Below are 10505 nucleotides of genomic sequence, written 5' to 3'. Positions count from 1 at the left end.
GGCTACCTCCTTTCCTACGTGCACGATCCGGACCGCGGCGCGAGCGATCTGGTGATCCTCTCCGCCGAGGACTTCACCGGCCGCCCGCTGGCCCGCGTCCACCTGCCGGGAAGGGTGCCGCTCGGCTTCCACGGGAGCTGGGTGCCGGACGCGTGAGCGCCCCGCTCCCGTCCTCCGTCAGCGGTAGTCCTCCGCCGCTCCTTCCTTCCCGCCGTACACGGTGTCCTCGATGAACGCCCAGGCGTCCGGGCAGCTGCCGTCGGCGTCCCGGACGCCGTAGACCCTGCCGAGCTCACCGCTGGACGTGGACTTCCCGTTCCAGCGCTCGGCCCGGTCCGGGTCGGCGGCGAGCGCCGCGACTCCCCGGGCGAGGAAGAGCGGGGACTCGGCGATCGCGAAGGTCGGCTCCTGGGCGATGGCGTCGCGCCAGCTCTCCTCCGTCACCCCGAAGTGCGTGAGCATCTGCTCCGAGCGCAGGAAACCCGGCGTGACGGCGACGGCGGTGCCGCCGTACGACGCCAGCTCCTCGCCCAGGCCGTAGGCGATCCGGATGGGAGCGGACTTCGCGAGGTCGTAGTAGATGTTCTCCCGGTACCGGCGGTTGGAGACCGCCGTTCCGTCGGTGACCTCCACGTGCAGGGGTGCGTCGGAGCGGATCAGGAGGGGGAGGGCGAGCGCCGCGGTGATCACGTGCGAGCGCACCCCGAGCTCCAGGATGCGCAGACCGTCGGCCAACGGCGTCTCCCAGCTCTTCTTGCCGAAGACGGAGCCGATGAGCAGGTGGTCACCGCCCCAGAGGTCGTTGACCAGGATGTCGAGCCGGCCCTGCTCGTGGTCGATCCGCTCGACCAGGGCGCGTACCCGTTCCTCGTCCAGGTGATCGGTGGGGACGGCGATGCCGGTGCCGCCCGCGGCGGTGACCAGCTCGGCGGTCTCCTCGATGGTCTCCGATGTCCGGCCGACCTCGCTGGCCCGTTCGCGGGTGGTGCGGCCGGTCACATAGACGGTGGCGCCGGAGCGGCCCAGCTCCACGGCGAGGGCGCGTCCGGCCCCGCGGGTGGCTCCGGCGACGAGCGCGATCCGGCCGGCGAGCGGGGTGTCCTGGGTGGTGAGAGGGGTGTGCGTTTCCTTGTTCATGCCATCACCGTGCCCGGAAAAGGAGACAGATCCTGTCTCCTTTTCCGGTGATCTTTCTGTGGAACCGGCCACGGACCCGTTCTCGATTCCCGCCCGGGGAGTTTCCCGACGGCGGCGGCCTGGAAGGCAGTGGCCATGACGACGACTCCGGACGGACGCCCCGTCCCGCCCCCGCACGCGGACGAGCGCGCGATGCTCGAATCCTGGCTGGACTTCCACCGGGCGACGCTCGCCCTCAAGTGCGCGGGCCTGAACGACGACCAGGCCCGGCTGGACACCGTGTCACCGTCGAGGATGACGCTGCTCGGTCTCGTCCAGCACATGGCCGAGGTGGAGCGCAAATGGTTCCAGCGCGTCCTCACGGGGCAGGGCGTGCCGCGGGTCTTCGAGGACTCCGGCCCCGACGGCTTCACCCTCGTGCGTGACCGGGGGATCGACGAGGCGCTGGAGGCCTGGCGGGCGGAGATCGCCCGGGGCAGGGAACTGAGCGCCGACGCCTCGCTGGACGACGCGGGGGTCCTGTCAGAACAGGACGCGGCGTACCTCGGCGACCGGGGCGTGTCACTGCGCTGGATCATGGTCCACATGATCGAGGAGTACGCGCGCCACAACGGCCACGCCGATCTCATCCGGGAGCGGATCGACGGAGTCACCGGATCCTGACCCGAACCGCTTCTCACTCTCTGGGACAACGGGCCCAACTCCCTTGCAGTGAAGGGAGTTGGGCCCGGTAGGCTCCCGGGGCGAATGGGAGGGGTGGGGCATGGCGAGCCAGAGGGAACGGCGCGGTAGCGGTGCTGGCCCAGGGAGACGGAGCAGACCGTGATCGCTCTGCTGCTGGCCCTGGGCAGCTCCCTGATCTACGGCTGCGCCGACTTCCTGGGGGGACTCGGTGCCCGCAAGGCCCATGTGCTGCGCACGGTCATGATCGCGGCCCCGGCCTCCCTGGCGGTGGAGCTGACCCTGTGGCCGGTGCTCGGCGCCTCGTTCAGCGCCGGGGCGCTCGGCTGGGGCGTCGCGTCGGGAGTGGCCTCGGCCGGTGCCTTCGCGCTGCTCTACCACACCTTGGCGATCGGCCCGATGAGTGTGCTCTCGCCGGTCACGGCGTTGGTCTCGGCCATGCTCCCGGTCGGTGTGGGGCTGGTTCAGGGCGAGCATCTGGGAACGGCCGGGCTGGTGGGTCTGCCGTTGGCGCTGACCGCGGTCGTGATGGTCAGCGCCGGGCACGGTGCGGGGGCGGCGCGGCCCTCACGCTCCGCGCTGCTGCTGGCCCTCGGAGCCGGATCCGCCATCGCCGTCCAGCTCATCTGCCTGAACCAGGCGCCCGCCGACAGCGGCGTGGCCCCGCTGATCGTGGGACGGGCGGTCTCCGCGGCGATCAGTCTGGGCGTGGCCGCGCTGATCCGTTCCGGCCTGGGCACCGGGCGGCCCGCATACGGGGTGTCGGCCGCCGCGGGCGCCCTGGACTCGGTGGCCAACCTGCTGTTCCTCATGGCCGCCCGCGACGGGGACCTCGCCGTCGTCGCCGTCATCACCGCGCTCTACCCAGCGGGTACGGTGCTGCTCGCCCGCAGTGTGCTCGCCGAGCGGATCCATCGCGGCCAGCTGGTGGGGCTCGGCGCGGCGGCCGTCGCCGTCAGTCTGCTGGCCTTGGCCTGAGCGCCTGAGCGCCTGAGCGTCTGACCGGCTTTTACCGGCCGCCACCGGCCGCCGCGCACCGTGCGGCCGGCGACCGGTGGCGGGGGCCTCAGCGTCGGCCGTAGTAGAGCGAGTTGGTCGCGGTGACCGGCAGGTACAGCACGTCGGCCCCGTCCGAGTCCTGGCGCACCGCCAGCCGGTCGGCGCTCACGCCGGGCGCGGCGGACTCGGCGACCCAGGCACCGTCCGCGTTCTGCGTCGCGGCGAATACCCGGTCGGTGCCGGTGGAGGTCACGTAGTACACCCGCTTGGTGTCCGTGGCGTCCCAGGTGATGCCGATGGCCGCGGCGGTCTGGCCGCCCGCGTACACGGTCTTGCTGACCCAGCCGGTGCCGCTCGGGTAGGCGTAGTACACACGGAAATTGGCCCCGCTGTCGGCGGAGCGGTAACGGTAGGCCACCTTGGGGGTGGAGCCGTCCAGGGTCAGCTTGGCGCTCTGCACCGCCGGGCCCGCGTAGGCGTTGTCGATGCTCCACTCCTCACCGGCGGTGAGGTCCTGGATCACGTCGGACGTCGCGGGCGTCACCGGGGTGGTGACGGCGGCGCCCGCGCTGTCGGCGAAGGCGCCGGTCGACGGGTCGTAGCTCAGGTAGGAGAGCTGGTGGCGGAAGCCGGTCGCCGGAGCCTTCGCCCACTCGTACAGCAGGTGCACGCGCCCGGTGGCGTCCACCATCAGGTCGTCCGGGTAGATCGAGCGGTTCAGCGCGTCGGCGAAGGTGGCGACCACGCTCCACTTCGCGGCGGCGTTGTCCCAGCGGTACAGCTTCCCGGGTCGCTTGTCGGCGCCGGAGCCGACCCGGGCGGCCATGTACAGGTCGCCGTTGGGGGCGGTGGCCACGATCGGGTACGTGATGCCGATGCCCTGGTCGGGCAGCTCGGCGGCGTGGTCCGTGACGTCGGTCGCGGGGCCCTCGGTGCGGAAGTAGCGCCAGGGGTTGGCGTGCATCGAGGCGAACACGTGCAGGCGGCCGCTGCCGTCACGGGCGACGGACGGCTGGCTGTGGCCGTTGTCGTCGGGGAACTCGGCCTGCTGCCCGTTCTTGTCGAGCAGCGGCAGCCGGCTCCAGACGCCGTCCGGGTCGCGCCGCGCGATGGCCGGACGGTGCGTGGCCGCGGTCGCGCCGGGCTCGTTGAACGCGAAGTACGTGTACTGGCCGCGGCCCTTGTACGTGGCGACCGGGGACCACCAGGCCGCCTGGTTCGACGAGTCCATCGCGTACGGGATCTTCTCGATCACCGTCGCAGCGGCCGTGGCGGCCGTGGCGGTCGCAGTGGCCGTGCGGTCCGTTCCGTCGGCCTGGGCGGCCGGGACGAGCGTGAGCAGGGCGGTCAGGGCCGCTGCCGAGGCCGCGTACACGCGTGCCGTGGGACGTCGCAAGGTGAGCTCCTTCGCGGGTGCGGGGGTGTGGCGAACGGAGCGTCTCGTTGTGCAGGACTGCCCCGTCGCTGCGCCGGGAGCTTACAACCGATCCCAGATCACGAACAGGGGGTGCACAATGCGAAACTTAAATACGTCTTGAGGAAGTCGAATGCGGAACGCCGAAGGGCCCGGTGAAGGCGAACCACCTTCACCGGGCCCCGGACACCGTGCTCCGGATCAGCGCCTGACTCGGCGCCGGATTCAGCGCTTGATGAGGTCCGTGACCTCCTCGGCGGCCTGCTTCATGGCGTCCTTGGGCTTCGACTTGCCGACCAGGACGGCCTGGACCTGCTTGGCCACGGCCTCCTCGATCTGGGCGTTCTGCGCGAACTGCCAGAACGGGCTGCCGGTCGCCGTCTTGGTGATCTTCTCGGTCCACTCGGTGGAGAAGGCGTCCTTGGCGACCTTCGGGTCGGCCAGGCCCGCCGTGGTGGACGGCGGCAGGGCGCGCTCGGCGAAGTACTGGGCGACGGTGGCCTGGTCGCTGGTGGCGTGCAGCGCGAAGTCGGTGGCCGCGTCCTGTCCCTTGCCCTTGACGATCGCGATGACGCCGCCCCACAGCAGCGCCTGGGGCGTGTCGCCCGCCTTCACCACGGGGCGCTGCATCGGCTGCATCGCGTCGGCCAGCGTCTTGTCCTTGGCCTGGGCCGCGATGACGCCCTTGCCGATGATGGCGTCGTCGTAGAAGGCGGCCTTGCCCTGCCCGAACAGGGCGCGGGCGTCGAAGCGGTCCACGTCGGCGGCGATCAGCTTCTGGTCGTGGAGCTTCTTGTACCAGGTGACCGCGTCGACGGAGGCGTCGTCGCCGATGGTGACCTTGTCACCTTCGAGCAGGGTGCAGCCGAAGGTCTGCATCCAGGGGAAGATGTCCTTCAGCTGGGCGACCTTGGTGGCCGCGGCGTAGGGCACCACACCGCCGCCGAGGCCCTTCAGCTCGCGCAGCGCGTCCTCGAACTCCTCGATGGTGGTGGGGTGCTTCTTGATGCCGGCCTTCGCCAGGAGCTTGGAGTTGGCGATGACGCCGATCGAGCCGGTGTTCCACGGCAGACCGTACTGCTTGCCGTCGTACTTGCCGCTGTTCAGCGCGACGTCCGTGTAGCCGGCCTTGCCGGCCACGGAGCCGAGGTCGGCGAGCTTGCCCATCTGCGCCACCGCGGCGAGCCAGGCGATGTCGAGGTGTATCGCACCGGTGGTCTCGCCGCCGCCGAGCTTGAGGGTGAGCTGGCTCAGGTACTCGTTGTACGGGTACGAGACCGCGCGGATCTTGTTGCCCTCGGCCTTCTCCCAGGCCTTGATGATCTTCTCGATGGAGGGCTTGGCGGCCTCCTCGTTGAGCGACCAGGAGGTGAAGTCGAAGTTCTTGGACTTCGTGTCGCCTCCGTTGGAGGAGGAGCTGGGACCGGACGGCGCGCAGGCGCTCAGGGCGCCGACGCCGGCCACGCCGAGCGCGCCGAGACCGAACATACGAAGCGCGCCGCGCCGGCTGAGACCAGAGGTGGTCATGGTTGTCTCTCCATTGAGGGTTGGGCGGAAGGGGAACGCGTGGGGGAGGGGGCGGGGTGGTCCCGCGGGCTCAGCTCTTGACCGAACCGGCGGTCATGCCGCCGACGAGGTAGCGCTGGAGGAACATGAAGGCGATGACCACCGGAACGGACACCACCAGGGAGGCGGCCATCAGCTCGGGCCAGGCGGTCTGGAACTCGCCGATGTATGTCGAGACGAGGCCGGGCGGCAGGGTCTGCTTCTCCTTGTCGGCCAGCGTGACCGCGAAGATGAAGTCGTTCCAGCCGCGGACGAAGGCGAACAGACCGGCGGCGATCATGCCGGGCGCGGCCAGCGGGGCCACGATGGAGTGCAGCGTCCGCCAGCGGGACGCGCCGTCGATGGACGCGGCCTCCAGCAGGGCGTCCGGGATGGTGTCGAAGATCCCCTTCAGCATCCAGACGCACAGCGGCATCGTGAAGGTGGTGAAGGACAGCACCAGGGCGGTGTACGTGTTCAGCAGGCCGAAGCTGGAGAAGACCGCGTACAGCGTCACCAGCAGGAGCGCCTGCGGGAACATCTGGGAGGCCAGCACCATGTGCATCAGCGAGCGCCGTCCGCGATAGCGGAACTTGGAGAACGAGTAGCCCATGTACGTGGCGACGACCACGCTCAGTACGGCGGTGATCGAGGCGACGACGAGCGAGTTGACCAGGTACTTGATCAGCTGGTCGTTGTCGGCGAGGGCCGTGAAGTTGCTGAAGGTGATGTCGGTGGGGATCAGCTTCGGCGGGAACTGGAAGGTCTGCTCGGGGCTGCTCAGTGCGGTGGCCAGCAGCCAGTAGACCGGCAGCATGCCGAAGGCGCCGATGACCAGGACAGCGGTCCAGGCCACGATCCGCGAGCGCAGCAGGTCCTTGCGTATCCGGCGGCGGGTGGTGCGCCCGGAGGACGTGACGGCGGGGCTCAGCCGGTCGGTGCCGGACAGCGGGGTGGTGGTCGTGGAAGTCATCAGGCGTCGTTCTTCCGCTCGGTGATCCTGAGGTACACAACTACGAGGACGAGCAGCAGCAGCATCCACAGGCCGCCCAGCGCGGTCGCCCGGCCGATGTCAAAGCCCTTGAAGGCGGTCTGGTACACGGCGGTGGCGAAGGTCTCGGTCGAGCCGGCCGGGCCGCCGCCGGTGAGCACGTAGATGGTGTCGAAGTGCTGGAAGTTCCAGATGAACTCCAGCAGCAGCACGATGGAGGCGACGCCGCGGACCTGAGGCCAGGTCACGGCGAAGAAGCGCCGGATCGAGCCGGCCCCGTCCATCGAGGCCGCCTCGTGCAGTTCCTTGGGCACGGTCTGCAGACCGGCCAGGAGCATCACCATCATCCAGGGGAAGCTGGCCCACGTCTTGGTGATGATGACGGCGAGCATGGCGGTGCCGGGCTGTCCGAGCCAGGAGATCGACTCCTCGATGATCCCGGCCTTCATGAGGACGCCGTTCAGCACGCCGTAGTTCGCGTTGAAGATCCACATCCAGAGGAAGGAGACCACCACGCCCGGGATCACCCAGGGGAAGAGGAACAGGCCGCGCAGGAAGCCGCTGCCCTTGAGGCCCGAGTTCAGCGCCAGGGCGAGCGCGAAGCCGATCACGAACGGGACGACGGTCGCGCCGACGGTGAAGACCAGCGTCTGCTTGAGGATGGTGAGGAAGTCACCGTCCAGCCAGTAGGAGAAGTTCTCCAGACCGACGAACTCCCGGCCGGGCAGTCGCAGGTCCTGCTTGAAGAAGCCGGTGACCAGTGCCGAAAGCAGCGGATAGATGATGATCGTCGCGAACAGGGCGATTCCTGGCGCGGTCAGCAACAGTGCGAACGCGCCGTTGGAGAGCCGTCCGCCGGCCCGCTCACGGCGTGGAGCGGCCTTCTGCGGAGGTGCGGCCGTACTCATGGGTGTGTCCTCTCGAACGGGGCGGGAGCGCTGGTGCGGGGCGTGCCACAGGTGGCCGTGCGCAGGTGGACGGGCGCGGTGCGGCCGGGCGCGCCTAGGGGGCCGCTCCGCCCGCTGCTCCGTCCACTGCTTCGACCGAGACCCTGTGTGAATGCCATACATGCTCCATTGAACGCAAGTTGCAGCATGCGGGATCGTTCTCCATATCGTGCGACGGCGTCAACCCTTTTGGTCGGTGAATCGCCGGATCTGTGCAGAGCCGGCGAAGCCGTCGAACGAGCCATGGACCCAGCTGGGAGTCCGTGGCGGCGGTCGTCTTTGGCTGCGCCGGAAATCTACAACACATCCCACTGGCTGAACAGTGGTTGCACAATATGGAAGTGATGTACGTTCAAGGCCGCTCCGCTGTGGCGGAGAGTATCCGAGCTTCACTCCAAGGAGGCCGCACCGTGCGGGAAGAAGAGGTCCATTACGACATCGCCGTCATCGGCGGTGGCCTGGCGGGGACCTGCGCGGCGATCGCCGCCGCCCGGCTCGGCCGACGTGTCGCCCTGGTCAACAACCGGCCCGTCCTCGGCGGCAACGCCAGCAGCGAGATCCGCGTCTGGGTCTGCGGCGCGACCGCCCACGGGGTGCACCGGTGGGCCCGTGAGACCGGCATCATGGGCGAGCTGTACACCGAGAACCAGTTCCGCAACCCCGAGGGCAACCCGTACTACTGGGACCAGGTGGTCCTCGACGCCGTACGGGCCGAACCGAACATCGACCTGTACCTCAACACCGACGTACGGGAGGCCGACGCGAGCGGCCCGGACGATGCCCGTAAGCTGCACTCGTGCACCGGCTGGATGATGGGCTCGGAGCGGCGCATCACGTTCCACGCGGAGCAGTTCCTCGACTGCACCGGGGACGGCCTGCTCGGCCACCTGGCGGGCGCCCACTACCGCATCGGCCGCGAGGCCCGCGCGGAGTTCGACGAGCCCTGGGCGCCCGAGGAGCAGGACGAGGCGCTGCTCGGCTCGACGATCCTGTTCCACACCAAGGACACGGGCCGCCCGGTGAAGTTCGTACCGCCGAACTCCGCCCGCGACCTCACCACCACGCCCATCCTGCGCAACCGGGTGCTGCGCACCGGCGACAACGGGTGCGACTACTGGTGGATCGAGTGGGGCGGTGAGATCGACACCGTCCACGACAACGAGCGCATCCGTGACGAGCTCCAGTCCGTGATCATGGGGATCTGGGACCACATCAAGAACTCCGGAGAGTTCCCGGACGCGGAGAACCTCACCCTGGAATGGGTCGGCAGTCTCCCCGGCAAGCGCGAGTACCGCCGCTTCCTCGGCGACTACATCCTCACCCAGCAGGACATCCTCGAGCAGCGCCAGTTCGAGGACCGGGTCGCCTTCGGCGGCTGGTCCGTCGACCTCCACCCGGTCCAGGGCATGTACGCGGACGAGCCGGGCGCCCGCCAGCGCTACGCCGACGGCATCTTCCACATCCCGCTGCGCTCCCTGTACTCGGCGAACGTCGGCAACCTCCTGTTCGCCGGGCGGAACATCTCCGCCACCCACATCGCCTTCGGAGCCACCCGCGTCATGGCCACCTGCGCCACGCTCGGCGAGGCCGCCGGCACCGCTGCCGCGCTCTGCGTCGCGGAGGACCTCACGCCGCGCGAACTGGCCACGAAGCACCCCGAACTGGTACGTCACGCCCTGCTCCGACAGGACGCCTCCGTCATCGGCCTCGTCGACGACGACCCCGGCAACCTGGCGCGCACGGCCCGGATCAGCGCCTCCTCGCACCTGAGCCGCCTGGCCGCCGAGCCCACCGACGCGGCGCCCGGCGAGCCGTACCCGCTCAGCCGCGACCTCGCGCTGCTGCTGCCGGCCGACCCCGCGCTCGACACCGTCGACCTGCTGGTCCACGGCGCCCCCGGTGAGCAGCCGGGCGAACTCACCGTGGAGCTGTGGACCACCGGACGCCCGGAGAACGCCGTTCCGGTCGACCACCTGCTCACCACCACGGTGACCGTGCCCGCGGGCGGCCCCCACTGGGTCACGGCCCGGCTCGACCACCGCCCCGACGCCCCGGAGAACGTCGTCCTGATCGTCCGCTCCTGCCCGGGGGCGGCCCTGGTCCTCGTACCCGAGCGCACCGAGGGCGTCCTCGCGCTGCGCAGCAGGGTCGAGGGGGACGCGGCCGTCGACCACGACATCCCGGAGGAGGAAGGCCAGCTGGTCCTGGAGTGGCAGGCCCGCGGCCTGCGGCGGCAGACCTTCGGTTTCCGCGCGGCCCCGGACACGGCGGCCTTCCTGCCCGAGCGGGCCGTCGGCGGCTTCCAGCGGCCCTACGGCGGCCCGCAGAAGTGGTCGTCCGCCCCGCTGCCCGACCCGGAGCGGGCCGAGGAGTGGCTGCGCCTGGACTGGGACGGCGAGCAGCGGCTCACCGAGGCGCGGGTGGTGTTCGACGACGACGTGGACGAGTACCTCAACAACCTGCACCGGCACCGCACCCCGTTCGAGGTCATGCCGGAACTGGTCCGTGACTACCGGATCGAGAGCCGCGAGCCCGACGGCGTCTGGCGCACCCTGGTGACGGTGACGGGCAACCGCCGCCGCCACCGCGTCCACGCGCTGACCGGCGCGGACGGCGGGCCGGTGCGCACCGACGCGCTGCGGCTCGTGGTGGACGCGACGCACGGGGCGCGGCACGCGCAGGTGATCGCCTTCAAGGCGTACGACGCGTAACGGCGCCCGGCGGTACGGCGGAAGGGGCCCGACTGCACGAGGCAGGGGCCCTGCCGTACGACGAAGGGGCCCGGTGAAGG

Annotated in this window: 9 protein-coding genes; 4 read left to right on the top strand and 5 right to left on the bottom strand. The window is 70.2% G+C overall.

The genetic code is table 11. The features are described 5' to 3' along the window. Positions 1-156, top strand: a 156-nt coding sequence (locus ACFCV8_RS33185) for a carotenoid oxygenase family protein (RefSeq protein WP_376689217.1), incomplete at its 5' end; no start/stop codon positions are given. Positions 157-177: 21 nt separating this feature from the next. Here ACFCV8_RS33185 and ACFCV8_RS33180 read toward each other — a convergent pair. Beyond that, on the bottom strand, positions 178-1137 hold the full coding sequence (locus ACFCV8_RS33180) for an SDR family oxidoreductase (protein ID WP_376689216.1): 960 nt from the start codon (positions 1135-1137) through the stop codon (positions 178-180). 135 nt (positions 1138-1272) lie between these two features. Between ACFCV8_RS33180 and ACFCV8_RS33175 the strand changes: the two genes are divergently transcribed. Beyond that, a complete protein-coding gene (locus tag ACFCV8_RS33175) occupies positions 1273-1800 on the top strand; it encodes a DinB family protein (RefSeq protein ID WP_376689215.1) in 528 nt (175 codons plus the stop codon). A gap of 159 nt (positions 1801-1959) precedes the next feature. Further along, on the top strand, positions 1960-2796 hold the full coding sequence (locus ACFCV8_RS33170; RefSeq protein ID WP_376689214.1) for an EamA family transporter: 837 nt from the start codon (positions 1960-1962) through the stop codon (positions 2794-2796). An 88-nt stretch (positions 2797-2884) separates the two neighbouring features. On the opposite strand, the gene ACFCV8_RS33165 is transcribed toward ACFCV8_RS33170, so the two are convergent. From ACFCV8_RS33165 to ACFCV8_RS33150, 4 genes are all read right to left on the bottom strand, one after another. After that, on the bottom strand, positions 2885-4213 hold the full coding sequence (locus tag ACFCV8_RS33165; RefSeq protein ID WP_376689213.1) for a BNR-4 repeat-containing protein: 1329 nt from the start codon (positions 4211-4213) through the stop codon (positions 2885-2887). A gap of 243 nt (positions 4214-4456) precedes the next feature. Further along, a complete protein-coding gene (locus ACFCV8_RS33160) occupies positions 4457-5758 on the bottom strand; it encodes an extracellular solute-binding protein (RefSeq protein ID WP_376689212.1) in 1302 nt (433 codons plus the stop codon). Between the two features lie 70 nt (positions 5759-5828). Next, entirely contained in the window at positions 5829-6749 is a 921-nt protein-coding gene (locus tag ACFCV8_RS33155; RefSeq protein WP_376689211.1) for a carbohydrate ABC transporter permease, read from the bottom strand. Next, positions 6749-7675 carry a carbohydrate ABC transporter permease gene (locus ACFCV8_RS33150; RefSeq protein WP_376689210.1) on the bottom strand — a complete coding sequence of 309 codons (927 nt, stop codon included), beginning with the start codon at positions 7673-7675 and terminating at the stop codon, positions 6749-6751. The genes ACFCV8_RS33155 and ACFCV8_RS33150 overlap by 1 nt, the downstream gene beginning before the upstream one ends. A 449-nt stretch (positions 7676-8124) precedes the next feature. Here ACFCV8_RS33150 and ACFCV8_RS33145 point away from each other — a divergent pair, with 449 nt between their 5' ends. Then, complete coding sequence (locus ACFCV8_RS33145) at positions 8125-10425, top strand: FAD-dependent oxidoreductase (protein ID WP_376689209.1); 2301 nt, start codon at positions 8125-8127, stop codon at positions 10423-10425. Positions 10426-10505: the final 80 nt, after the last annotated feature.

It is taken from the genome of Streptomyces sp. NPDC056347, from assembly GCF_042262625.1.
Lineage (GTDB): Bacteria > Actinomycetota > Actinomycetes > Streptomycetales > Streptomycetaceae > Streptomyces.
The sequence above is the reverse complement of the archived record's forward strand: the minus strand, read 5'-3'. Positions and strand labels throughout refer to the sequence as shown.